This window comes from Brevundimonas sp. Root608 (assembly GCF_001427825.1).
In the GTDB taxonomy this organism is placed as follows: Bacteria; Pseudomonadota; Alphaproteobacteria; order Caulobacterales; family Caulobacteraceae; genus Brevundimonas.
In genome coordinates, this window is the sequence record NZ_LMGT01000006.1 from 89,318 (window position 1) to 113,959 (window position 24,642).

Genomic DNA, 24,642 nt, shown 5'->3' on the forward strand with positions numbered 1-24,642 from the left:
TCGTTTGCGCCGGGACCGGGCGCGCGCGACGGCGCCGTCAGTGATCCTGGGAGACCTCCCGCATCCAGCCGACCCATTTGCGGCGGCTGTCCTCGGGATCGCCCGGATACGAGGCCTCCACCTCGGCGCGATAGGCTCGTGCGGAGACCTGGTAGGCCTCGCTGAACATCCGGTTCAGGCCCGCTTCGTCGCCCAGTCCGAATCTATGGGCCAGTTCGGCCAGCGTTAAGGCCGTCCGGTTGTCCAGGGCCCTGCGCACAGCGTCCAGCCGACGGTTCTGGATCAGCCGGGCGACGCCGCCATAGTCCTCGAACAGCCGGTAAAGGGCCGAGCGGGACATGCCGGTTTCCCGGCTCACCGTCGCGACCGAGAGGCCCGGATCGCCCAGATTGTCCTCGATCATCCGCCCTACCGCATCGCGGCGCGCATATTCCCGCCGATGCGCCTCGTTGCCGACGCGTCCCTTGTCCTCGACGGCCCCCAGGATATGAATGAAGGCTCGCGCCAGCCCGGGCAGCGCCTCGGTCTCGATCGTGTCGCCGTGGCGGGCCAGCGACCGGAGGAAGTCCGCAAGCATCAGATTGCGTGGCGCCTTCAGCAGCCGTCCGTGCAGCCCCCCGGCCGTTCCACGCGCCGCCTCGATCAGGTCACGGGACACGCTGACGGTCAGAACATGCGCATCGATGAATTCAGTCCGCGCAGGACGAACCGTGTCCATCACATAGATTTCTCCGGGGCTCGCCAGGTTGAACCCACTGGCCGCCCCGCCAATGACCTGGCCCGAGATCACCAGACTCAGAACGATATGATCGAAGCGATCCTTGCTTGCCCGCCCATCCCGGGAATGGACCACCCCCGTCAGGCGCCTTTCGAAAAGCAGCAGGCCATCCAGCCGCCACGCGCTGACCTGGGCCTGGAATGGCCCGTCGCCCCGGGTTACATCCGACCCGTTGCTATACAGCAGCCGATAGGCCTCGAACGCCTCGCCTTCGGACAGCGCGTCGCTGGAATAACTGAAGCGCTCTGTCATGCGGGACGGATACTGCTACGCAAAGGTGGGGAAATCAGACGCTGGCGTCCACGGCCTCGTCGCACTTGGGCTGAACGAACGCCGTGCGTCAACCGGTTGCTCCGGGCGGCGGCGCCTCATCCCCCATAGACGGCCTCCCGATTTTGTTTTAGGCTTAAAATATGTTGTCAGGACGGGCCGTCACAAGCATAGCCGTCGTCGGCGCCGGACCCGGCGGCCTGTACCTCGCCATATCCCTGAAGCTGCGGAACCCGGCGCTCGATGTGATCGTGCACGAGCGCAATCGGCCCGACGACACCTTCGGCTGGGGCGTGGTGTTCTCCGACCAGACCCTGGCGAATCTCAAGCTCAACGACCCCGAAACAGCGGCGGCGATCGAGGCGGCCTTTGTCCACTGGGACGATATCGACGTGCATATTCACGGTCGGACGATCCGTTCTGGCGGGCACGGCTTCGCGGGCATCGGCCGCCAGAAATTGCTGACGGTCCTTCAGGACCGCGCCCGCTCGCTGGGCGTCGACCTCCGCTTCCAGGACGAGGTCGCCGACATTCGCGCCCTGCCCGCCGACGTCGTCGTCGCCGCGGACGGCCTGAACAGCCGCATCCGGAATGACAATCCCGAGGTCTTCGGCGTCGATATCGACGTGCGGACCAACAAATACATCTGGCTGGGCACCAGACAGTCGTTCGACGCCTTCACCTTCGCCTTCGTCGAGACCCCTCACGGCTGGATCTGGGCCCACGCCTACCAGTTCGAGCCGGGCGCCTCGACCTTCATCGTCGAATGCACCGAGGCGACCTGGCGCGGCCTCGGCTTCGACGCCATGGATCAGGACCAGACCTGCCGCACCGCCGAGGCGCTGTTCGCCGACTGGCTGGGCGGCCACGCCCTGATGAGCAACGCCAGACATCTGCGCGGCTCGGCCTGGCTGAACTTCCCGCGCGTCGCCTGCGCCAATTGGCGCGACGGCAAGGTGGTGCTGCTGGGCGACGCCGCCCATACCGCCCACTTCTCCATCGGCTCGGGCACCAAGCTGGCGTTCGAGGACGCCATCCGCCTCGCCGAAGCCCTGACAGAAGGCGGCGACCTCGACGCCGCCCTCGCCGACTACGAAGCGGAACGCCGGGTCGAGGTGCTGAAGCTGCAGAGCGCGGCGCGCAACTCGACCGAATGGTTCGAGACGGTGGACCGCTATGTGGACCTCGACCCGCTGCAATTCGCCTACAGCCTGCTGACCCGCAGCCAGCGCGTCAGCCACGAAAACCTGCGCCTGCGCGACAAGGGGTTTCTGACCAGCGTCGAGCGCTGGTTCGCTGAAAGCGCGGGCGCTCCGCCTACGGACGAACCGCCCGCGCCGATGTTCGCGCCCTTGCGGCTGCGCGGCCTGACCCTGCCCAACCGTGTCGTCGTGTCGCCCATGTGCATGTATTCGGCCGAGGACGGGACGGTCGGCGACTTCCACCTCGTCCATCTCGGCGCCCGGGCCCTGGGCGGGGCGGGACTGGTCTTCACCGAGATGACGGACGTCTCGGCCGACGCCCGTATCACGCCGGGCTGTGCAGGGATGTACCGTCCCGCGCACCGCGACGCCTGGAGGCGGATTGTCGACTTCGTCCATGGGCAGGGTTCGCGCCTCGCCATCCAGCTGGCCCACGCCGGACGCAAGGGATCGGTCGAACGGCCGTGGGGTCCGCGCGCCGACCAACCGCTCGAGGAAGGCTGGGAGTTGATCGCCCCGTCCTCCATTCCGTGGTCGGACGAAGACCGGACTCCGCGTGAAATGACCCGCGTGGACATGGACCGCGTCCGGGATGATTTCGTCCGCGCCACGCGTTGGGCCGATGAAGCCGGCTTCGACATGGTCGAGCTGCACTGCGCCCACGGCTATCTGCTGTCGTCCTTCCTGACGCCGATGTCGAACCACCGCGCCGACGAATACGGCGGCTCCGTCGACAATCGGCTGCGCTTCCCGCTGGAAGTCTTCGCCGCCATGCGCGCCGTCTGGCCCGACGACAAGCCGATGTCCGTCCGCCTGTCGGCCAGCGACTGGGTCGAGGACGGCCTGACGCCCGAGGATTCCGTCGCCATCGCCCGCGCCTTCGCCGAGGCCGGCTGCGACCTGATCGACGTCTCCGCCGGCCAGACCTCGCCGGACTCGAAACCCGTCTACGGCCGCATGTTCCAGACGCCCTTCAGCGACCGCATCCGCAACGAGGCGGGGGTGGCCACCATGGCCGTCGGCAACATCTATGAGACCGACCACGTGAACAGCATTCTCGCCGCCGGCCGCGCGGACCTGTGCGCCCTCGCCCGGCCGCATCTGGCCGATCCGAACTGGAGCCTGCGCGCAGCCGCCGAACTGGGCTGGCGCGGGATTCAGCCGCCGGTCCAGTACCGCGCCGGCTTCGCCCAGCTGGCCCGCAACCTTGAAAAGTCGTCGCAGGCGGGGCCCGTATGAGCCTGACCGGACACCACGCCGTGGTCACCGGGGCCGGCTCCGGCATCGGCCGGGCGACGGCCGAACGGCTGGCCGAGGCCGGCTGTCAGGTCACCCTGATCGGACGCCATGTCGCCCGTCTGAACGAGACAGCCGACCGCATAGGCGACCTCGCCTTCGCCGCCCCCGCCGACGTCACCGACCCGGACGCCCTGGCCGCCGCCATCGAGGTCGGCCGCGACCGGTTCGGCCCGATCGACATCCTGATCAACAATGCCGGCGCCGCGTCGTCCGCCCCCTTCCTCAAGACCGACGCCGACGCCTTCCGCGCCATGCTGGCGCTCAATCTCGAGGCTCCGGCCGAAGCCGCCCGACTGGTCCTGCCGGGCATGCTGACGCGCCGTTGGGGCCGAATCGTCAACGTCGCCTCGACGGCGGGCCTGAAGGGCTACGCCTATGTCTCGGCCTATGTCGCGGCCAAGCACGGCCTCGTCGGCCTGACCCGCGCCCTGGCGCTCGAGGTCGCCTCGAAGGGCGTCACCGTCAACGCCGTCTGCCCCGGCTTCACCGAAACCGAACTGGTCGCCCGCTCGATCGAAGCGATCATCGGCAAGACCGGCCGCACCGAGGACGAGGCGCGCGCCGCCCTCGCCGCCTCCAACCCCCAGGGCCGGTTGATCACGCCAGACGAAGTGGCCATGACCATCGTCTGGCTCTGCGGCGACGGCGCCTCCGGGGTCAACGGCGCCGCCGTCCCCGTGGCCGGGGGCGAGCTGTGAGCGCCGCCGCCGCTCTTCCTGACCGCCCGCTTCCGGACAGGTTGGGCGGCGCCCCCGACGGCAAGCGCTCGCTGCGCCTGTGGCTGCGGCTTCTGACCTGCACCACCACCATCGAACAGACCATTTCCCAGCGCCTGCGCGACGAGTTCGGCTCCACCCTGCCCCGGTTCGACATGCTGTCGGCGCTGGATCGCGCGGGCGAGGCGGGCCTGACCATGGGCGAGGCGGCGGGCATGCTGATGGTGTCCAACGGCAACGTCACCGGCCTCGCCGCGCGGCTCAAGGCCGACGGCCTGATCGAGGCCATGGCCGGGACTGATCGCCGGGTTCAGCGCCTGCGCCTGACGCCGCCCGGCCAGAGCCGCTTCACCGCCATGGCCCGGGCTCACGAACGCTGGCTCGAGGCCCTGTTCGCCGACCTGACCGCGGCCGAGGCCGACGACCTGACCCGCCTGCTGGAGCGCGCCAAGCGGTCGCTCCACGCCACCACGCACGAGGAGCTGAACGGATGAAGGCGCGCGACTACAAGGCGGCCCATTTCCTGTGGTCGGTGGACGACGACGGCGTGGCCACCCTGACCCTGAACCGGCCCGAGCGGAAGAATCCGCTGACGTTCGACTCCTATGCCGAGATGCGCGACCTGTTCCGTGCCCTGGTCCACGCCGACGACTGCAAGGTCGTCATCGTCACCGGCGCCGGCGGCAATTTCTCCTCGGGCGGCGACGTGCACGAGATCATCGGCCCGCTGACCGAAATGGACATGCCGGCCCTGCTCGCCTTCACCCGCATGACGGGCGATCTGGTCAAGGCGATGCGCGGCTGCCCGCAGCCAGTGATCGCCGCGCTGGACGGGGTCTGCGTCGGCGCCGGCGCCATCATGGCCATGGCCTCGGATCTGCGCATCGCCACGCCGCGGACGAAGACGGCCTTCCTGTTCACCCGTGTCGGCCTGGCCGGCTGCGACATGGGCGCCTGCGCCATCCTGCCCCGCCAGATTGGCCAGGGCCGCGCCTCGGAGCTGCTGTTCACCGGTCGGGTCATGACCGCCGACGAGGGCGAGCGCTGGGGCTTCCACAATCGGGTCGTCGAGGGCGAGGCGCTGATGGAGACGGCGCTGGAACTGGCCCGTCCGCTGGCCAGGGGCCCGACCTTCGCCCACGGCATCACCAAGAACCAGCTCAACGTCGAATGGGACATGAGCCTGGACGCCGCCATCGAGTCCGAGGCCCAGGCCCAGGCCATCTGCATGCAGACCAAGGACTTCCGTCGCGCCTACGAGGCCTTCGCGGCGAAACGCGAGCCGGTGTTCGAGGGGAACTGAGCCATGGCCGACCGCACCTTCCTGGACTGGCCCTTCTTCGACGAACGCCACCGCGCCTTCGCCGCCGACATCGAAGCCTGGGCCGAGGCGAACGGCGACGCGCTGCACCTGCACGGCGACCACGACCTCGACGGCGACTGCCGGACGATCCTGAAGGCGCTGGCCGAGGGCGGCTGGCTGAACAACGCGGTGCCGGATGCGAACGGAAAGCTCGACGTGCGCACCCTGTGCCTGACGCGCGAGACCCTCGCCCGCCGCTCCGGCCTCGCCGACTTCGTCTTCGCCATGCAGGGGCTCGGCTCCGGCCCGATCAGCCTGTTCGGCACCGACGCGCAGAAGGCCCGCTGGCTGCCCGGCGTCGCGTCCGGCGAGACCATCGCCGCCTTCGCCCTGTCCGAGCCCGACGCCGGCTCCGACGTCGCCGCCCTGTCGACCTCCGCGCGCCGCGACGGCGACGGCTGGGTCCTCGACGGGACCAAGACCTTCATCTCCAACGGCGGCCTCGCCGACCGCTACACCGTCTTCGCCCGCACCGGCGAAGGGACGGGCGCCAAGGGCATCAGCGCCTTCGTCGTCGACGCCGGGACCCCCGGCTTCGAGATCGTCGAACGCATCCCCCTGATGGCCGCCCATCCGCTGGCCACCATCCGTTTCAACGCCTGCCGCATCGACGAAGACCGCATCCTCGGCGCCCCGGGCGACGGCTTCCGCATCGCCATGGCCACGCTGGACGTGTTCCGCTCGACCGTCGCCGCCGCCGCCCTCGGCTTCTCGCGCCGCGCCTTCGACGAGGCCGCCTCGCGCACCGGCGCCCGCCAGCTGTTCGGCGCGCCGATGAGCGACCTGCAACTGGTGCAGGCCTCGCTGGCCGACATGGCCCTGAAGATCGACGCCTCGGCCCTGCTGATCTACCGCGCCGCCTGGCTGAAGGATCAGGGCGCGCCGCGCGTCACCCGCGAGGCCGCCATGGCCAAGCTCTACGCCACCGACGAGGCCCAGCAGGTCATCGACGCGGCGGTCCAGCTGTTCGGCGGCCTCGGCGTCGTCTCGGGCCATCCGGTCGAGCGGCTGTACCGCGAGATCCGCGCCCTGCGCATCTATGAAGGCGCGTCCGAGGTGCAGAAGATCGTCATCGCGCGGCAGGTCCTCGCCGGCATGGGCGGAGGCGCCTGATGAGGACCAGCGCCCACATCGACCGGTTCGTCCTCGATCACCTGCCGCCGGCGGACCAGCAACCCGAGCTCGTCTTCGACCTGCCGGAACTGGCCTATCCCGAGCGTTTGAACGCCGGCGTCGAACTGCTGCGCCGGGCCATTGAAGCGGCAGGCCCTGACGCCCGCGCGCTCATCGACTTTGACCACGAATTCTCCTGGGCCCGGGTCGACGCCATCTCGGGCCGGATGGCGCGGGTGCTGGTCGAGGACATGGGGCTGATCCCCGGCAATCGCGTCCTGCTGCACGGCCAGAATTCGGCTTGGACGGTGCTGGCCTGGTTCGCGATCCTCAAGGCCGGCGGCGTGGTCGTCGCCACCATGCCCATGCTCCGCGCGGCCGAACTGGCGACGGTGATCGACAAGGCCCGGATCAGCCACGCGCTGGTCTATTCAACCCTCGCCGACGCCGTGACAGAGGCCCGTGCGACCTCGCCCTCACTGACCCACGTCATGGATTCCACCGCGCTGCAGGCGGCCGCCCAGGCTCTGCCGGCCGGCTTCCGCTTCGACGCCGTCGATACGGCCGCCGACGATCCGGCCCTTATCGCCTTCACCTCAGGCACGACGGGCAAGCCCAAGGGCTGCGTCCACTTCCATCGCGACATCCTCGCCATGGCCGACACCTTCGCCCGCCACGTCGTCGGCCTGACGAAGGACGACATCGCCGTCGGCACCCCGCCGATCGCCTTCACCTTCGGTCTTGGGGGTCTGGTGGTGTTCCCCGCCGCCGTCGGCGCCGCGACGGCCTTCGCGCCCCGCCCCGGCTTCGAGGCCCTGGCCGAGACCATCGAGCGCTGCGGGGCCACCGCCCTGTTCACCGCCCCGACAGGCTACCGCGCCCTGCTGAAGCTGGCCGGCCAGCATGACCTGTCCAGCCTGCGCACCTGCGTCTCGGCCGGAGAGGCCCTGCCCGCCGCCACCTCGGACGCCTGGCATGAGGCGACCGGCGTCCGCATCATCGACGGCATCGGCTCGACCGAGATGATCCACGTCTTCATCTCGGCCCGCGGCGACGACATCCGCCCCGGCAGCACCGGCAAGGCGGTGCCCGGCTATCAGGCCCGGATCATCGACGCGGACGGCCGGCCCCTGCCACCGGGCGAAACCGGCCGCCTCGCCGTGCGCGGGCCCACCGGCTGCCGCTATCTCGATGATGCGCGTCAGGCGGCCTATGTCCAGGACGGCTGGAATCTGACCGGCGACGTCTACCGGCTGGATGAGGACGGCTATTTCTGGTTCGTGGCCCGGTCCGACGACATGATCATCTCGTCCGGCTACAACATCGGCGCGCCCGAGGTGGAGCACGCCCTGCTGCGCCACGACGCCGTGGCCGAGGCCGCCGTCATCGGCGCCCCCGATCCCGAACGCGGCCAGATCGTCCAGGCCTTCGTGGTCCTGAACGAGGGCCACGACCCCTCGGACGCCCTCCGCACCGAGCTTCAGACCTTTGTGAAGGGCGTCATCGCCCCCTACAAATACCCGCGCGGGCTCGATTTCGTCGACGCCCTGCCCAAGACCCAGACCGGCAAGCTGCAGCGCTTCCGGCTCAAGGAGCCGGGATGACGGGCGAGGTCTTCACGGTCGAACGTCGCGTCCGCTTCGCCGACTGCGACGCGGCGGGCATCGTCTTCTTCCCGCGCTATTTCGAGATGCTGAACGGGGTGGTCGAGGACTGGTTCGCCGGGCCGCTGCAGGCCTCGTTCCGCGAGCTGCACGTCAACCGCCACGTCAGCGTCCCGACCGCCGCCGTCGAGGCCCGTTTCATCGCCCCGTCGCGGCTGGAGGACGAGCTGACCTTTGAACTGACGGTGACGAAGCTCGGCGGCGCGTCGTGCGGCCTGCGGCATCGTATCAGCTCGGGCGGCGAACTGCGGTTCGAGGCGACCCAGACCATCGTCTACGTCGGCGCCTCGCTGAAGCCCGAGCCCTGGCCCGAGGCCCTTCGCGCCCGCCTCGCCCCCTTCGTGGAGACGCCCTGATGAACCGGATCCTGCTTCCCGAAGGCTGGCCCCGGCCGAAGGGCTATTCCAACGGCGTGGAGGCGACCGGCCGCATGGTCTTCGTCGCCGGCCAGATCGGCTGGACGCCCGAGGGCGTGTTCCCCGGGCCGGGATTCGCCGACCAGTTCCGCCAGACGATCGACAACACCCTCGCCGTCCTCGCCGAGGCCGGCGCGGGCCCCGAACACATCGTCCGCATGACCTGGTACGTGGTGGACAAGGCCGAATACCTGTCCGCCCTGCGCGAGATCGGCGCGGTCTGGCGCGAGTTGATCGGGCCCCACTACCCCGCCATGGCCGTGGTCGAGGTCAAGGGGCTCATCGAGGACTCCGCCCGCGTCGAGATCGAGACCACCGCCGTCGTCCCCGCATAAACGGGGTCAGGCCGACGACCGGGTTCCAGCGTTCGTCGCCCCTTTCGACGCCGCGGGCTCAGACGCTGGCATCCAGCGCCCGCCGGCCGGCGAAGGCCAGGGCGACGCCCGCCCCCACGATCGCCGCCACGCTGACCACAGCGGCGATCGCCCAGGTCAGGGCGCCGTGACCAGTCCCGCCGTGATCGCTGACGATTCCGGTCAGCAACGGCCCCAGGCCGACGCCGATCAGGGAGACGAAGGCCAGATAGACGGCTCCGACCTGCGGCCGCAGACGGGGCTGCGTCAGGGCCTGGACCTCGATCAGCGCGATGACCGCCGTGAAGCCGCCGCCGACTGTCAGACCGGCCAGGCCTGCCGCCGCCATGGGCAGCCCCCGCGCCGACGCCAGCGCCACGACGCTGACCAGCGCCAGCGCCATCCCCGCCGCAAGCAGCGGACCGGCGCCGAAGCGCCGCCCCACGGGCGAGCCCAGGGTCCACCCCCCTCCCAGATGCCCGAGCGGCGCGAAGCTCAGGGCCACCGCGCCCGCGACAAGCGCGGCCTGCGCTGGCGTCAGGCTGAAGCTGCGATTCAGGATCGAGGGGCTCCAGGCGGCGGTGGCCTGGATCATCAGCACCGCGCAGGCCCCGATGATCAGAAGGGGCGCGAAGACGCGCCAGCGGCGGCCCAGCAAACGAAACGCGTCGCCGAGACCCTGACCCGGCTCGCGGACGACGGTCTCATGGCCGCGCCCGCTCCATACCAGCAGAGCGATCAGCACAAGATTTGGGAGCGCCAGGGCCAGACACGCCGCCCGCCAGGGCTCCAGCCCGGCGACGGCCCGGCCGGCGACCATGGCCAGCGCAGCCCCGCCGAGCACCAATGCAGCGCTGCGCCCGGTGGCCGATCCGGTGGTGAAGGTCGACAGCGCGCGGGCCCTGCGCCCGGCGTCGTCCTGCGCGGTCAGCAGCATGAGGGCTGCGGGCACGAAGGCCGCCTGACCCAGACCCAGGGCCACACGCGCCGCCAGCATCGAAGGGTAGTCGGGGGCCAGGGCGAACAGAACGGCGCCGGCGGTCCAGACGATCACGCAGGCCGCCGCGACCCGATAGGGATTCCGGCCAGCGATGAAATGGCCCGCCCCGAGCAGGCCGAATGCGTAGAGGGTCGAGAAGGCCGGCCCCTGCAACAGGCCGATCTGGGTGTCGTTCAGGCCGAATTGGGTTCGGATCAGGGGGGCCACGACGGCTGGCAGGCTGCGATCGACGAAGGCCGCGAAATGGCTGGCTGCGACGATCAGGATGGCGGCCCACGCCAGGGGCGCGAGCCGGTCGGAAGACGGAATCTGGGAGATGAGCCGTCCTCTCAGCCCGAGCGCTGGCAGAACCGAAGTCTCGGCGGCGAAGCCGGATCGGTCAAGCCTTGCCGTGTTCGCTGAACCGCCATTTCATCGCCAGCACGCCCGACGCCATCACGAGGGCGCAGGCGTTGGCCACGATGATGGGCCAGGCCCCCGTCAGCACCCCATAGGCGGTCCACAGGATGAAACAGGTCACCGTCAGGGAATAGGTCTTGAGCGACACGGACGAGGCGTCCCGCTCCTTCCAGATCTTGATCATCTGCGGCGCGAAGCTGGTGATCGAACAGAGGGCGGCGGCCGTGCCGACGACATTGGCGACCAACTCGCTCACGCGCGGGTCTTTCGCGCCGGGGCCGCGGTCTTGGCCTTGCCGGGCCCCTTTCCCGCGGCCGCCTTCCGTCGACGGTTTCCCGCGGTTGTGTCCTCGGCCCGGGTGGCCACGACCGGCAGCGCGCCGGCCCCCTCGCCATGAACGCGCGCCGCCCGTTCCTCGACCTGGCCGAGAATTTTGTCGAGATCCTTCTCGGTCAGATGTTCGATGCCGACGAACCGCTCGTCCGCCGCCCGGACCGCATGCAACAGTTCGTCGAGCTTGGCCTGCATGGCGGCGCCGTCCCGGTTCTGTGTGTTCTGGATCAGGAAGACCATCAGGAAGGTGACGATGGTCGTCCCGGTGTTGATGATCAGCTGCCAGGTCTCGCTGAAATTGAAGATCGGGCCCGTCGCCGCCCAGAGCAGCACGATCAGCACGCAGCCGAGGAAGGTCCACGGCTTGCCGGCGATCCTGGCGGTCGCCGTGGCGAAGGAGACGAACAGCTTTTCCATGCCGCTCCAACCCGTTCGCCCCGCCGAAGGTTGCCGCCTACGGCGCCGCCAGCGTCGGCGGCCGGCGCTCATAGGTCCGCTGTTCATAGGCATGGCCCAGCGACAGGATGCGGGCGTCGTCCCACTTGCCGCCGATGAAGCTGATCCCCACCGGCATGCCGCGGTCGAAGCCCATCGGCACGGTCAGGTGCGGATAGCCCGCCACCGCCGCCAGCCGGCTGGCCGAGCCCTGGGCGTTGTCATCGTCCTCGCGGTCATTGGTCCAGGCGCGCGAGGTCGTCGGCGCGATCAGGGCGGCGACCGTATGGTCCGCCAACATCTTGTCGATGCCCTCGGGACCCGCGGCGCGCAGCGAGTTGGCGCGCGCGTCCAGATAGACCGGATCCTCCAGCCCCGTGGTCGCCTCCGCCCGCAGGAACAGCTCCTGGCCGAACAGCACCGTCTCGCGCGGCTCGGCGTCGTTGAAGGCGATCAGGTCCGCCAGGGTCCGGGTCGGCACCTGCGCCGGGTCGGTCGAGGCCAGATAGGCGTTCAGATCGTGCTTCAGTTCGCTCATCAGGACCTGGATTTCCCAGCCGCCGAGGGCGCGGAAATCCTTCGGCGCCTCGGTGATCTCGACCAGTTCGGCCCCCGCGTCGCGCAGGGCCTGCAGGGCCCGTTCGAATTCGGCCTGCGTCTCCGCCGAATAGTTGGAGACCAGGAACCGCATCACGCCGAGCCGGGTCCCGCGCAGGCTGTCCGCGTCCAGAGCCGCGCGATAGTCGACCTTGCGCGCATCGGCCTCGACCGTCGCCGGATCGAGCGGGTCCGATCCCGCGATGACCGACAGCACGATGGCCGCGTCCTCTACGGTGGTGGTGATCGGTCCGGCCGTGTCCTGCGAATGGCTGATCGGGACGATGTGCGTGCGGCTGACCAGCCCCACCGTCGGCTTGAACCCGACGACGCCGTTGACGGAGGCCGGGCAGGTGATCGAGCCGTCCGTCTCGGTGCCGATCGCCGCCGGGACAAGACCCACCGCCACGGCCACGGCGCTGCCAGCGGAGGACCCGCACGGCGTCCGCTCCGGATCGTAAGGGTTCCGCGCCTGCCCGCCGACGGCGCTCCATCCGCTGATGGAATTGGTCGAACGGATGTTGGCCCATTCGGACAGGTTCGCCTTGCCGACGATGACCGCGCCGGCTGCGCGGAGACGCGTGACCAGAGGCGCGTCCCTCCCGGGCGAATTGCCGGCCAGCGCCAGCGATCCCGCCGTCGTCGGCAGTTCGGTCGTTTCGATATTGTCTTTCAGCAGGATCGGCGTGCCGACCAGACCGCTGTCGGCGTCAATGCCCGGTGGCGGCATAACCGGAGAGGGCACGAGCGCGATGACACTGTTCCAGGGATCCCGGCCCGAGCGCGGCCTGGTTCCAAGGTGCTCCACGCAATCAATGATATCCGGTTCGGGACCGTCGATGCAGATCGACCCCATCGACCCCACGCTCCGCCCTGGCTCCGTCTTTATGCAGGGGACGGGCCGTCCCGCGGTCCAGCCCCGTTCAGCCAGCATGTACTCCGCGCTCCGCCGCTCTGACGCGGTCAGGGTTTCGAGGGCCCGGCACTGGCTCCCGGCCACGCTCCGCTGGCTGCCGGTCGGCGACGGTGTCTGCGCCGTTGCGTTAGGCGCGCAGAGAACCGCGATCGCCCCTGCGATCAGTCCCGCGCGGCGGGCGCCCTTGAACCGATCGTGCGATCCAGGAAGTCGAGATAGGTACGCCATTGCTGCAGCTGCCTTTCATTGCCCCGCACGCCGTGGCGCTGACCGGGATAGAGCATCAGTTCAAACGGGGTGGACGAGGCCTGCAGCGCGTCGATGACGCGGGTCGAGTTCTCGAGGATGACATTGTCATCGGCCATGCCGTGCATCAGCAGCAGCCGCCCGGTCAGGTTCGGCAGCCGCGGAATGGCGTCCGAGGCGGCATAGCCCGCGGCGTTCGCTTCCGGCGTCGACATGAACCGCTCGGTGTAGTGGGTGTCGTACAGGCTCCACTCGGTCGGCGGGGCGCCGGCGATGGCCGAGGCCAGCCCCATCTTCGGCTCCGTCAGGGCCATCAGGCTCATGAAGCCGCCGTAGGACCAGCCCATCATGGCGATGCGGTCGTCGTCGACATAAGGCAGCGAGCGCAGATAGTCGGCGCCCAGCACCTGGTCCTCGATCTCGGGCTGTCCCATCTTCAGGTAGAGGGCCTGTTTGAAAGCCGCGGAACGATCGCCCTCGCCGCGATTGTCGAGGCGGAAGACGATGTAGCCGGCCTCGGTCAGCAGTTGGCTGGTGGCCGACTGCCACGCCTGCTTGACCCCGCCGCCCGACGGGCCGCCATAGACCTGCATGACCACCGGATACTGTTTCGACGGATCGAAGCCCGGCGGGGTGGTCATCTGCCAGACCAGGGTTTCGCCATGGCTGTCCAGCGTGCCGAAGGTCGGAGTCTGCCGCCGGGAGGCGTAGGGGAAGAAGGGGTGGTCCGCGTCCAGCGCGTTCTCCTCGATCCAGCGCACGAAGGTCCCGTCGGCGCGGTACAGGCCCGACTGCGGCGGCGTGTCGAGATCCGAATAGTTGCCCACGAACGCCGTGCCGGTCTTGTTGACCGAGGCGCTCCACCAGCCGCCGCCCGGCGTCACCGCCACCGGCGTCACCGTCCGGCGCAGCGAGGCGCGGAACATCTGCTGTTCGATCGGCAGTTCGCGCCCGTCGCGCATCGAGGCGGTGAAGAAGACCTCGCCGGTCGCCTGGTTGACGCCGTTCAGCGATTTGACCGGCCAGTCCCCGCGCGTGATCGCCCGCAGACGGCGGCCCTCGCGGTTGTAGAGATACAGGTGCTTCCAGCCGGTCTCCTCCGACGACCAGATGAAGGTGCCGTCATCCAGGGCCTTGAAGTCGTTGCTCAGCGACACCCAGGCGTCCGACCGCTGGGTCGAGATCACGCGGGAGGCGCCGGTCGCCGGATCGACGCGCAGCAGGTCCAGCCGCTTCTGATCGCGGCTCTCGCGCTGCACATACAGGGTGCGGCCGTCGGCCGACCAGTTCACCCGGGCCAGATAGATGTCGGTGTTCTCGCCCAGGTCGACCTTGACCCGGCCGCCGCCGACGATGTCGCGCACATACAGTTCGACCACAGCGTTGGGCCTGCCCGCGCGCGGATAGCGCTGCTCGACAACGGTCGCGCCGCCGCCGGTGATGTCCAGCCGCGGCACGATGTCGACGGGCGATTCGTCGGTGCGCTGCAGGGCGATGTAGCGCTCGTCCGGGCTCCACCAGTAGCCCGTGTCGCGATCCATCTCCTCCTGGGCGATGAACTCGGCGGTCGCCCAGGTGATCAGGCCCTCGCCGTCGTCGGTGATCGGCGTCTCGGCGCCGCTCGCCAGATCGACAACGACCAGGTCCTGATCCCGCACGAAGGAGACATAGTTGCCCTTGGGCGAGACCTTGGCGTCGATCTCGTCGGCCTCGGTTTCGGTCAGCCGGCGCACCGCGCCTCCGTCCCGGCTGGCGAGGAAGATGTCGCCTTCCAGCGGGGCCAGGATGTAACGGCCCTGCTCGTCCCACGAATATTCGACCACGCCGCGCTGCGAGATCCGCATGCGCTCGCGCCGCGCCTTCTCGGCCTCCGACAGTTCGCCGGCGTCGGGGACCAGCGCCCGCGCGTCGATCAGCTTGAACGGCTCGCCGGCGCCCGTCGGGGCGGCCCACAGATCCAGCACGTCCACGTCGTCCTCGCGAGACCGCAGGAAGGCGACCAGTTCGCCGTCCGGCGACAGGCTGACCCCGCGCGCCACCGGTCCGGCCAGCGACGGATTGGCGAACACCCGCTCGGGCGTAAGGATCGCCGGGTCCGCCGTTTGCGCCATCACGGCGGTGAACGGCGACAACGCCGCAAGGAACAGGGTGGAGGCGAGGAGTTTGTTGCGCATGAGGCGAACGCTAGAGGGAGAATTCGTCGTCGTCATCCCCCAAGCTCGGATCGCGACATCCCCGCGGCTTCCCCCCCGCCGCCGCACCGCCTAATAAGCCCCGAGATGACCGACCTCGCCGTTTCCTCCCCGCCCGCGAAAGCCTCGCCCTTCCATGAGCTGAAGGTGTTGTGGGTGCGCCACTGGACCGACCAGCTGTTCAGCTTCGCCATAGAGCGCCCCGACGACTTCCGCTTCCGCTCGGGCGAGTTCGTGATGATCGGCCTGCCCGGCGAGGACGGCGGCAAGCCGATCCTGCGCGCCTATTCCATCGCCAGCCCCTCGTGGGACGAACAGCTGGAATTCCTGTCCATCAAGGTCCCCGACGGCCCCCTGACCTCGCGCCTGCAGAAGATCCAGCCCGGCGACACCGTGCTGATGGGCAGGAAGCCGACCGGCACCCTCGTCCTCGACGCCCTGACCGGCGGAGAGCGGCTGTGGCTGATCGGAACCGGCACCGGCCTGGCGCCATGGCTCAGCGTGGTCCGCGATCCCGACACCTGGGCCCGCTTCGGCCAGGTCGTGGTCTGCCACACGGTGCGCAACGTCGCCGACCTGACCTACCGCGACTTCCTGACCTCCGGAATCCACGACGACCCCCTGGTCGGCGAGGAGGCCAAGGCCCGGCTGGTCTACTACCCCACCGTCACCCGCGAGTCGTTCGAGACCCCCGGCCGGATCACCGACCGCATCAGGTCCGGCGCCCTGTTCGCTGATCTGGGCCTTCCCGCGGGCTTCTCGCCCGAACGTGACCGGGTGATGCTGTGCGGCTCCATGGCCATGATCAAGGAGACGGGCGAACTGCTCGAAGCCTTCGGCCTCAAGGAAGGGTCGAACGCCGAACCGGGCGACTATGTGCTGGAGCGCGCCTTTGTCGGATAGCGTCACGATCGATCCGCGCACCGCGCCGGAGGCCTGCGCCTCCATGGCCGAGGTCCGTCAGGGCGTCGACGCCCTCGACCGCGCCCTCGTCGTCCTGCTCGCCGAGCGTCAGCGCTATATGGACGCCGCCGCCCGCATCAAGCCGGACCGCTCGGTCGTCCACGACGACGCCCGCATCGAGGATGTGGTGCGCAAGGTGCTCATCGCCGCCGAACCCGCCGGCCTCTCGCCCGCCATCGCCGAGCCCGTCTGGCGCACCCTGATCGCCCGCTGCATCGCCCACGAGTTCGAGGCGTTCGACCGCACGCGGGGCTAGCCCCTCAGCGACCTCAGCATCAGCTCGTGCCGGTACGCCGCAACGTCGGCGAGGGCGGCCTCCAGCGCGTCGTGCACCCGCTCCAGCAGCGGCGGCGCGGCGGCCTTGTCCGCCGCCTCCGCCGCCTGACAGGCTTCGGCCAGCGTCCCGGCCCCGATGCCGGCGGCCGCGCCGCGCAGCGTGTGCGCCGCGTCGCGCCAGCCCTCGTCCCGCACGTCCAGCATGGGCGACCACAGGGCCGCCTGCTGGGCGAACAGACCCAGCACCTCCTCGCCGATCCCGTCGTCGCCGCCGGTCGCCGCCTCCAGGACGGCGAAGTCGACGGCGCCGGACAGGTCGCGCAGGGCCATCAGCCGGCGGTCTCCTCGCCCCTGGCCAGCCGCGAGTTCCGGGAGGACCAGACGAAGTAGATGACCAGACCGATCACGTTCCAGATCACGAACCACATCTGCGTCCGGGCCGCGAGGCTGAAGAAGAAGACGATGCAGCCGACGATGGTGATCGCCCCGACCAGCCACCACAGCGGCGCGCGGAACAGACGCGGGCGGTTCGGGTCGCGGACCCGCAGCACGATCAGGCACAGGCCCACGGCCGCGAAGGCCGCCAGCGTCCCGGCGTTGGCCAACGAGGCCAGCTCGTCCAGCCGCATCACCCCCGCCAGCGCCGCCACGACGATGGCGGTGAAGACCGTCACCACCGCTGGCACGCCGCGCACCGACACCCGGGCCAGACGCCGCGGCAGCAGGCCGTCTCGCGCCATGCCCAGGAAGATGCGGCTCTGGCCGAACAGGAAGGCCAGCAGCACGGTCGGCAGGGCGATCACCGCGCTGGCCGCGATCCACTGCGCCGCCGTGCCCTGCCCCATCTCGCGCAGGATCAGGGCCAGCGGTTCCGGGCTTTCGGCGAAGCTGGCCACGGGCCGGGCCCCGATCGCGGCGGCCGCGACGACCAGATACAGGGCCGTGCAGACCACCATCGAGCCGACGATGCCGATGGCCAGATCGCGCTCGGGCCGTTTGGTTTCCTCGGCCGCCGTCGAGATGGCGTCGAAGCCGTAGAAGGCGAAGAAGATGATGGCCGCCGCCGCCATGACGCCGGTCTGGACCACGGGCTGGCCGGTGATCTGCTCGGCGAACGGCAGGGCCGGCGCGCCGAAGCCGTTGGGCATGAAGGGCGTGAAGTTGGCGGCGTCGAAGGCCGGCAGGGCGATGGCCACGAAGGCGATCAGGGCCAGGATTTTGATGACCACCAGCACCGCGTTCAGCGTCGCGCTCTCGCGCGTGCCCAGCAGCAGCAGGCCGGTCACCACGGCGATGATGAACACCGCCGGCAGGTTGACGATCCCGCCCGCCACGTGCGGTCCGACCGTCAGCGCCGTCGGCAGGTCCAGCCCCATGCCGCTCAGGAAGCCGACCGCATACCCCGACCAGCCCACGGCCACCGCCGACACGACCAGCGAATATTCCAGGATCAGGCTCCAGCCCACGATCCAGGCGACCAGCTCGCCGAGCACGGCGTAGGAATAGGTGTAGGCGCTGCCCGCCGCGGGCATCATCGTCGACAGCTCGGCGTAGGCGAGGGCGGCGCAGGCGCAGACCAGGCCCGCCAGGGCGAAGCTGATCATCACCGCCGGCCCGGCCAGCCCGGCTCCGACCCCGATCAGGGTCAGGATGCCGGTGCCCACGATGGCCCCGACGCCCAGGGCCATCAGGTGCGGCCAGCTCAGCGTCTTCTTCAGCGCATGCCCGCTGTGCGGGGCCAGCATGGCGTCGATCGAGCGCCGGCGGTTCCAGAAGGCCATGGTGCGTTTTCCCCCGTCGCCGCTCCCCGGCGGCTGATTCACGACCCTAGACCGTCCTGCGACAAACCGGAACGGCCAGCCGCATCCCCTTGCACGCGAGCGGCATTCCCATTAGGTACGCCCCCTCGCCGACGCCGGTCCTGGACTGGCACGGTCGGGACGGCACGAGCCTTGCGAGGCTCCGCCTGACGTATGGTCCGGGTGATTAGCTCAGTTGGTAGAGCAGCTGACTCTTAATCAGCGGGTCGTAGGTTCGAACCCTACATCACCCACCATCGTCCTTCCCTCTCCCCTCCATCCTGCATAGGCTCCCCCTTCTTCGCGGAGGGGCGTTTCATGCGGCGGATCGGCCAGGGCACGATATGGGCGGCGGTTCTGGTTCTGGCCCTCGCCGGCTGCGCCACCGCGCAGGAAGCGCCCCCGCCCCTCCCCACGCCCTTCGAGGCCGTCGACCCCTTCATCGGCACGGCCGGCAAGGGCCACACCTTCCCCGGCGCGGTGGCCCCGTTCGGCATGGTGCAGCTCAGCCCCGACACAGACTACCGGCCGTTCCGCCAGTCCTATGACTGGGCCTCGGGCTACCGCTACGACGACCCGACCATCATGGGCTTCTCGCACACCCATTTCTCGGGCACCGGCCATTCCGACCTCGGCGACGTGCTGATCACCCCGATCTCGGGCGAGTTGAAATGGGACCCCGGCGCGGCCGACCAGCCCGGCTCGGGCTACCGCTCGCGCTACAGCAAGGCGTCCGAGACCGCCGAGCCCGGCTATTACGCCGTCAGCCTGACCGACTCGGCCGTGCGCGCCGAACTGACCGCGGGCGTCCGCATCGGCCTGCACCGCTACAGCTTCCCGCGCGGCGCTCCCGCCCGCGTCCTGCTCGACTTGCGCAACTCCATCTACGACTACCCCGGCAAGGTGCTGTGGTCGCGCATCCGCCTGCATCCCGACGGCACGGTCACCGGCTTCCGCGAGACGCGCGGCTGGGCCCCCGCCCGCCAGCTCTATTTCGCCATGCGCTTCTCGCGCCCCATGGTCGGCCATGAGCTGAAGGATCGCGACGAGGCCATCCCCTACAACGGCTTCCGCCAGCCCGGCCGCACCCCCGCCGATCGCGACCAGGTCCAGGGCCGCCAGCTCGAGGCCGCCTTCGACTTCGGCGAGATCGCCGGGCCGCTGCTGGTCAAGGTCGCCGTCTCGTCCGTCGATGAGGCCGGAGCGATCCGCAATCTGGAGTCGGAGGGCGGCGAGTTCGACTTCGACGGCACGCGCGCCGTCACCCGCCGGGCGTGGGAAGAGGCGCTGAATGTGGTCGAGATCGAGGCCGCGCCGGAGATGCGGACCACCCTCTACACCGCCCTCTATCACGCCCTGATCGCGCCCAGCGTCCATGGCGACGCCGACGGCCGCTGGCGCGGGCCGGACCAGCAGGTCCATCAGTCCGACTTCACCGTCCATTCGACCTTTTCGCTTTGGGACACCTTCCGCGCCGAGCATCCGCTGCTGACCCTCGTCGCCCCGCCGGCGCGCAACGCCGACATCGTCAACTCGCTGATCGCGGCGCAACAGGTCAGCCCCTACGGCATCCTGCCGGTCTGGTCGTTCCACGGTCAGGAGACCTGGACCATGATCGGCTATCACGCCGTCCCGGTCATCGCGGATGCGTATCTGAAGGGCATCCCCGGCATCGACGGCGCCGCGGCGTTGGCCGCCATGACGGCCAGCGCCACCTACCGGCCCTATGGCGGGCTGGGCGACTATATGGACCTCGGCTACGTCCCCATCGACCGCGAGCCCGAGGCGGCGTCCAAGACCGTCGAATACGCCTATGACGACTGGACCATCGCCCGCATGGCCGAGCGGCTGGGCCGGGGCGACGTGGCGGCGCAGTTCGACCGCCGCGCCGGCAACTGGCGCAACACCTTCGACCGCGACACCGGCTTCGTCCGCGCCCGTCTGGCCGACGGTTCGTACCGCACGCCCTTCGACCCCACCGCCATCAACTACGGATCGGACTACACCGAGGGCAACGCTTGGCAGTATTCGTGGTTCGCGCCCCAGGACCTCGGCGGTCTCGTCAACCTGATGGGCGGCGACGCGGCCACGGTGGCCAAGCTCGACGCCATGTTCGACTTCGACAACACCGGGCTCGACTATTCCCACGCCGAGGACATCGCCGGCCTGATCGGCCAGTACATCCACGGCAACGAGCCCAGCCACCACACCGGCTATATGTACGTCTACGCCGGCGCCCCGTGGCGGACCCAGGCGCGGCTGACGCAGATCGTCACCAGCCAGTACCACGCCCGCCCCGACGGCCTCGCCGGCAACGACGACGTCGGCCAGATGTCGGCCTGGCTGATGTTCACGGCCATGGGCTTCTATCCGGTGACGCCGGGTTCGAACCAGTACGTCATCGGCCGGCCGTTCACGGACCGCACGGTGCTGAACCTGCCCGGCGGCAAGCGCTTCGCCATCGTCACGGACGGTCTGGCCGACGACCACCCGTACATCCAGGCGATCATGTTGAACGGCGTACCGTTGGCGCGGACCTGGATCGGGCACGAGGAGATCATGGCAGGCGGCGAACTGAGGTTCCTCATGGGGAGGGAGTCGAACATGACCTGGGGTGTCAGCGCGGAGGCGCGGCCGTATTCGATGACGGGGTATCCGGCGAACTGACGTCCAGCGCCGGCTCATCAGGACGCCGCACTCCCCTCAAGACCGTCACCCTCGGGCTTGACCCGAGGGCCGGACGTTCCTCAGATCGGTCCATGGACAGCGAGCGCCGCCCGTTCATCGCCACCTATATCGAGGCCAGCCGACCGTTCGGCGTCCGCTACATCGGCATGACCAGCAACCTCTATGAGCGCGGGCGACAGCACCGCGACGGCGTCATCGAAGGCTTCACCAAACGCCACGAGTGCAATCTTCTGGTCTGGTACGAACAGCACGCGCTGGTCACGGAGGCCATCCGACGGGAGAAGGCCCTCAAGCGTTGGAAACGCGCGTGGAAGATGCAGTTGATCGAGGCGCGCAATCCTGATTGGGCGGACCTGTACCCATCGCTGTGCGGATCGGCGCCCGATCCTCGGATCAAGTCCGAGGATGACGGAGAGGGGAGTGTCGCGGCGTTCTTGAAGCGGCTGGGGCAGGCTCGGGACCTGGAGGACTAGGCGTCCTCCGCCGACCTAGCCCCTCACAAACCCCCTGAGCACATTCGCCTCCGTGCTCAGCACCAGCCGGCTCAGGTCCACCCGCTTCGGCTCGGCGAACATCAGGAAGTAGTATTTCATCTGCTCCGACCACCAGTAGCCGGGGCAGTTGTCGCCCTGCGCCATCGGCCGGGTGGTGATGTCGGCCAGCGACGTATAGCCATAGGCCGCTTTCGACGTCGCCTTCATCGCCCGGTAGTGCACCGCCGTCAGCGCGCGATACCGCTCGTCGCGGTCGCCCAGCCACAGGTTCAGGCAGGCGTCGGCGAACTCGGGACGCAGGCCGGTGCGCTTGCCGCGCGCCGTCCCCGTCGTCACCTCGATCGATTCCGGGATGATGGTGTAGCGCGCCTGCATGTCGGTGTAGCTGGCCAGGAAGTCGTCGCCCTCGGCCTTGCGTCCCACCTGCCCCAGCAGCCCGGCCAGATAACCGCCCAGCACGGTCTGCGACGTGCCGGTCACCTCGGCGGTCTCATAGTCCACCATCGGGAACCACAGCCGGCCCTCGTAGCGGCGCCCCTGATGGGCGATCATCGCGCCCGTGCATTCCTCGGCCCAGCGCTTCATCTCGGCGTCGCCGAACATCTCCCAGCTGTCCCAGAGATATTCGTAGAAGCTGTCGGCATAGACGTCGATCGAGGCGTTGCGGCTGGTGAACAGCCCCGTCTCCGCATGGATATTGGCCGCCATCAGACCCTTGTCCGACCGCATCTCGAGCGCATGCTTTATCGCCCGCTTGGCCGCCGCATAGTATTTCGGCTCGCCCGTCAGCTGGCCCAGCAGGCCGAACTCGGTGGCGTAGGTGCCGATCTCGGCGAGGTTGGTCATGGGGTCGCGCACCGCCCCCGTCTTCAGGTTCACATAGCGGTACGGCAGACCGTGCGGCGAGGCGTCGAACGCCTTCATCAGCCGGTCGGCCAGATCCTTCGCCCTGGCCAGCAGCACCGGATCCCCGCTGGCCAGATGCGCCGACAGCAGGCCGCCGACCAGCCGGATATTGGTCTCGAACACCTGGGCGAAGCCGTCGATGTCGAAGTCCAGATGGGCTTTCACCCAGTCGACCCCGGCCTGGAACGCCTCGTCCAGTTCCATGATCCACAGCGTGTCCAGCGCCTCGACCAGCGACAGGCCGAGGTCATGCCCCTCGATGAAGAAGGACTGGCTGGTCCCCGAAACAGGATTGATCTCGTCCTTGCCCCAGGCCCGGGCGACATAGTGGTCCCAGGCCCATTTGAACTCGGCCTTCACATCGGCGCCGAGGGCGGCCCAGTCCTCATTCCGCGCGAAGGCGGGCAGGCCGGCGGCGGCGGTTCCGCCCATCAGGGCAAGGGTGTGGCGGCGGCTCAGGGATCGGATCATGCGCCACCCTACCTTGAGGGTCAGGCTGAACAACTCCGATCATCCCGGCGACAGCCGGGATGATCGGAAGAAGGATCAGGTGCGGCTGGACGCCAGTCGCGGCCCGATCATCCACGGCGGCTCCGGCATCGACCGGCGCGCGGTGTTCTGGGCCCGGGTCCAGCGCTCGTGCAGGTCGGCGAAATAGGGATCGTCTTCCTCGATCCGCCGCTGTTCGCCGCTGATGAAGCCGCGGCGGATCGTGATCAGGTCGAAGGGCGCCCCGACCCCGACATTGCTGCGCATCGTGGTCGAGAACGAGATCAGTCCCAGCTTGACCGCCTCGGCCAGCGGCGTGTCGAAGGCGAGGCCGCTCTCCAGAATGGGCTTGCCGTATTTCAGCTCGCCGATCTGCAGATAGGGCGTGTCGCGCCCGCACTCGATGAAATTGCCCTGGCTGTAGATCAGGAACAGCCCCATCTCGCCGCCCTTGATCTGGCCCCCCAGCAGCATCGAGGCCGAGGTGTTCAGGCTGTCGGCCTCCAGCGCCGGCGCGATCGACAAGCGCACGCTGCGCAGGGCGTGGCCCAGAATCTGGGCGCAGCGGAACAGGCTCGGCGCCGTCTCCAGCGTCTCGGGCTCGTCGCCGACGTTGAGGTGGACGCCCTCCTTCGCCATGGCCAGGGCGGTCTGGGTGACGGACAGATTGCCGGCGGTGCAGACGCCCAGAACCCGCTCGCCGGGCCGGTCGACGACGTGGAGTTTGCGATAGGTCGAAATGCTGTCGACGCCCGCATTGGTGCGGGTGTCGGCGATCATCGCCAGACCCTCTTCGACCAGCATGCCTACGCAATAGGTCATGCGGCGCGCCATCCCCGTACGGCAGTCATGAGGCGACGGTATCAGATTCGCGCGACGGCGGCGCCCGCATCCTCACCCGGGTCAGGCCTGTTGCTGGCTCTGTTGCATGTCCGCATCACGCACGTTCAGCCGCACCGCCAGCCGCTCGCCGCCCCCGCCGTAGGTGGCCCCGCGCACCGGCGCCGCGCCCAGATAGTCCAGGCCGGTGGCGACCCGCACATAGCGCTCGGTCGAACAGATGCCGTTGGCCGGATCGAATCCCACCCAGCCCAGATCCTCGATCCAGGCCTCGGCCCAGGCGTGGCCCGCCTCCTGGTCGTCCTGTCCGTCCCGCCGCAGCAGATGACCTGACACATAGCGCGCCGGCACGCCCATCTGCCGGCAGCAGGCTATGAAGACATGGGCGTGGTCCTGACAGACGCCCCGCCCCAGGGCCAGGACCTCGGCCGCCGTATGGGTCGGCGTCGTCACCCCGACCTCGAACGCGACCGAGCCGTGGATCCCGGCCATCAGCCGGTGCAGCCGCTCCAGCGGCGGATGGGCCGAAAACTCCGAGGCGAAGACCGAGATCAGCTTGTCGCGTTTGGTCAGCGCCGTATCCCGCAGGAACACCAGCGGCGACAGGGTCTCCTGATCCCGCGGCACGACGCCGGCGGTCTCGTTCGTCACCACCTCGCCCGAGACCCGGATCGTCAGGCTCTGCGTCGGCTGTTCGGTATAGAGGGTGTGGACGATGTTGCCGAAGGCGTCCTCGGACTTGCGCAGACGCGCGTCGACATCGGTCTCGACCCGCCAGTCCCGCACCTGCTGGGCCTCGGACGACCGGGGCGACAGACGCAGCGTCTGGATGATGAACCGCGCCGCCCGGTCATAGGCGTAGGTGGTCGCGTGATCGATACGGATGCGCACTGGG

23 protein-coding genes and 1 tRNA gene are annotated in these 24,642 nt (G+C 69.3%); 13 read left to right on the forward strand and 11 right to left on the reverse strand.

Features of this window, described 5'->3' with window-relative positions; all coding sequences use genetic code 11:
• Positions 1-37: 37 nt before the first annotated feature.
• On the reverse strand, positions 38-1,030 hold the full coding sequence (locus ASD59_RS09955) for a helix-turn-helix domain-containing protein (protein ID WP_055831427.1): 993 nt from the start codon (positions 1,028-1,030) through the stop codon (positions 38-40).
• 161 nt (positions 1,031-1,191) lie between these two features.
• Between ASD59_RS09955 and ASD59_RS09960 the strand changes: the two genes are divergently transcribed.
• The 8 genes from ASD59_RS09960 to ASD59_RS09995 are packed head-to-tail and all read left to right on the forward strand — an operon-like array spanning position 1,192 to position 9,156.
• A complete protein-coding gene (locus ASD59_RS09960; protein WP_055831429.1) occupies positions 1,192-3,489 on the forward strand; it encodes a bifunctional salicylyl-CoA 5-hydroxylase/oxidoreductase in 2,298 nt (765 codons plus the stop codon).
• A complete protein-coding gene (locus ASD59_RS09965) occupies positions 3,486-4,247 on the forward strand; it encodes an SDR family NAD(P)-dependent oxidoreductase (protein WP_055831432.1) in 762 nt (253 codons plus the stop codon). The genes ASD59_RS09960 and ASD59_RS09965 overlap by 4 nt, the downstream gene beginning before the upstream one ends.
• Before the next feature lie 41 nt (positions 4,248-4,288).
• The gene (locus tag ASD59_RS09970; RefSeq protein ID WP_235561796.1) at positions 4,289-4,759 is read left to right on the forward strand and encodes a MarR family winged helix-turn-helix transcriptional regulator; all 471 of its coding nucleotides are present in this window, start codon (positions 4,289-4,291) and stop codon (positions 4,757-4,759) included.
• Complete coding sequence (locus ASD59_RS09975; RefSeq protein ID WP_055831436.1) at positions 4,756-5,568, forward strand: enoyl-CoA hydratase family protein; 813 nt, start codon at positions 4,756-4,758, stop codon at positions 5,566-5,568. Before ASD59_RS09970 ends, ASD59_RS09975 begins: the two co-directional genes overlap by 4 nt.
• 3 nt (positions 5,569-5,571) lie before the next feature.
• Positions 5,572-6,741 (forward strand): acyl-CoA dehydrogenase family protein, encoded by a 1,170-nt coding sequence (locus ASD59_RS09980; protein ID WP_055831438.1) that lies wholly within the window; start codon positions 5,572-5,574, stop codon positions 6,739-6,741.
• The gene (locus tag ASD59_RS09985; RefSeq protein WP_055831440.1) at positions 6,741-8,345 is read left to right on the forward strand and encodes an AMP-binding protein; all 1,605 of its coding nucleotides are present in this window, start codon (positions 6,741-6,743) and stop codon (positions 8,343-8,345) included. The genes ASD59_RS09980 and ASD59_RS09985 overlap by 1 nt, the downstream gene beginning before the upstream one ends.
• Positions 8,342-8,761 carry an acyl-CoA thioesterase gene (locus ASD59_RS09990; RefSeq protein ID WP_055831443.1) on the forward strand — a complete coding sequence of 140 codons (420 nt, stop codon included), beginning with the start codon at positions 8,342-8,344 and terminating at the stop codon, positions 8,759-8,761. The genes ASD59_RS09985 and ASD59_RS09990 overlap by 4 nt, the downstream gene beginning before the upstream one ends.
• Positions 8,761-9,156, forward strand: coding sequence for a RidA family protein (locus ASD59_RS09995; protein WP_055831445.1), 396 nt, complete (start codon positions 8,761-8,763; stop codon positions 9,154-9,156). The genes ASD59_RS09990 and ASD59_RS09995 overlap by 1 nt, the downstream gene beginning before the upstream one ends.
• A 58-nt stretch (positions 9,157-9,214) precedes the next feature.
• Here ASD59_RS09995 and ASD59_RS10000 read toward each other — a convergent pair whose 3' ends face one another.
• From ASD59_RS10000 to ASD59_RS10020, 5 genes are all read right to left on the reverse strand, one after another.
• The gene (locus ASD59_RS10000) at positions 9,215-10,522 is read right to left on the reverse strand and encodes an MFS transporter (RefSeq protein ID WP_082560153.1); all 1,308 of its coding nucleotides are present in this window, start codon (positions 10,520-10,522) and stop codon (positions 9,215-9,217) included.
• Positions 10,523-10,553: 31 nt separating this feature from the next.
• Positions 10,554-10,829, reverse strand: coding sequence for a SemiSWEET family sugar transporter (locus tag ASD59_RS10005; RefSeq protein ID WP_055831450.1), 276 nt, complete (start codon positions 10,827-10,829; stop codon positions 10,554-10,556).
• Positions 10,826-11,323, reverse strand: coding sequence for a low affinity iron permease family protein (locus ASD59_RS14010; RefSeq protein WP_082560154.1), 498 nt, complete (start codon positions 11,321-11,323; stop codon positions 10,826-10,828). The genes ASD59_RS10005 and ASD59_RS14010 overlap by 4 nt, the downstream gene beginning before the upstream one ends.
• 37 nt (positions 11,324-11,360) lie before the next feature.
• Positions 11,361-12,668, reverse strand: a complete 1,308-nt coding sequence (locus ASD59_RS10015) for an amidase (RefSeq protein WP_055831452.1) — start codon at positions 12,666-12,668, stop codon at positions 11,361-11,363.
• A gap of 347 nt (positions 12,669-13,015) precedes the next feature.
• Positions 13,016-15,274, reverse strand: coding sequence for a S9 family peptidase (locus ASD59_RS10020; protein ID WP_055831454.1), 2,259 nt, complete (start codon positions 15,272-15,274; stop codon positions 13,016-13,018).
• 105 nt (positions 15,275-15,379) lie between these two features.
• On the opposite strand from ASD59_RS10020, the gene ASD59_RS10025 reads away from it, so the two are divergent.
• Both ASD59_RS10025 and ASD59_RS10030 read left to right on the forward strand, forming a co-directional pair.
• Positions 15,380-16,195 carry a ferredoxin--NADP reductase gene (locus ASD59_RS10025; RefSeq protein WP_055831457.1) on the forward strand — a complete coding sequence of 272 codons (816 nt, stop codon included), beginning with the start codon at positions 15,380-15,382 and terminating at the stop codon, positions 16,193-16,195.
• Entirely contained in the window at positions 16,167-16,511 is a 345-nt protein-coding gene (locus ASD59_RS10030; protein WP_055831459.1) for a chorismate mutase, read from the forward strand. Before ASD59_RS10025 ends, ASD59_RS10030 begins: the two co-directional genes overlap by 29 nt.
• Here the strand turns inward: ASD59_RS10030 and ASD59_RS10035 are convergent.
• Entirely contained in the window at positions 16,508-16,861 is a 354-nt protein-coding gene (locus ASD59_RS10035) for an Hpt domain-containing protein (RefSeq protein WP_055831461.1), read from the reverse strand. The two genes, ASD59_RS10030 and ASD59_RS10035, sit on opposite strands and share 4 nt — an antisense overlap.
• A complete protein-coding gene (locus tag ASD59_RS10040) occupies positions 16,861-18,312 on the reverse strand; it encodes an amino acid permease (protein WP_055831463.1) in 1,452 nt (483 codons plus the stop codon). Before ASD59_RS10040 ends, ASD59_RS10035 begins: the two co-directional genes overlap by 1 nt.
• Before the next feature lie 199 nt (positions 18,313-18,511).
• On the opposite strand from ASD59_RS10040, the gene ASD59_RS10045 reads away from it, so the two are divergent.
• The 3 genes from ASD59_RS10045 to ASD59_RS10055 all read left to right on the forward strand — a co-directional run bounded on the left by ASD59_RS10045 (position 18,512) and on the right by ASD59_RS10055 (position 21,491).
• Positions 18,512-18,587: transfer RNA gene (locus tag ASD59_RS10045), tRNA-Lys, on the forward strand.
• A gap of 61 nt (positions 18,588-18,648) precedes the next feature.
• The gene (locus ASD59_RS10050) at positions 18,649-20,997 is read left to right on the forward strand and encodes a GH92 family glycosyl hydrolase (RefSeq protein ID WP_055831465.1); all 2,349 of its coding nucleotides are present in this window, start codon (positions 18,649-18,651) and stop codon (positions 20,995-20,997) included.
• 92 nt (positions 20,998-21,089) lie between these two features.
• Positions 21,090-21,491 carry a GIY-YIG nuclease family protein gene (locus tag ASD59_RS10055; RefSeq protein ID WP_055831468.1) on the forward strand — a complete coding sequence of 134 codons (402 nt, stop codon included), beginning with the start codon at positions 21,090-21,092 and terminating at the stop codon, positions 21,489-21,491.
• A gap of 15 nt (positions 21,492-21,506) precedes the next feature.
• On the opposite strand, the gene ASD59_RS10060 is transcribed toward ASD59_RS10055, so the two are convergent.
• From ASD59_RS10060 to ASD59_RS10070, 3 genes are all read right to left on the reverse strand, one after another.
• Positions 21,507-22,889, reverse strand: coding sequence for a glycoside hydrolase family 47 protein (locus ASD59_RS10060; protein ID WP_055831607.1), 1,383 nt, complete (start codon positions 22,887-22,889; stop codon positions 21,507-21,509).
• Between the two features lie 75 nt (positions 22,890-22,964).
• A complete protein-coding gene (locus ASD59_RS10065; RefSeq protein ID WP_055831608.1) occupies positions 22,965-23,729 on the reverse strand; it encodes a hypothetical protein in 765 nt (254 codons plus the stop codon).
• An 81-nt stretch (positions 23,730-23,810) separates the two neighbouring features.
• Complete coding sequence (locus tag ASD59_RS10070; RefSeq protein WP_055831470.1) at positions 23,811-24,638, reverse strand: transglutaminase family protein; 828 nt, start codon at positions 24,636-24,638, stop codon at positions 23,811-23,813.
• Positions 24,639-24,642: the final 4 nt, after the last annotated feature.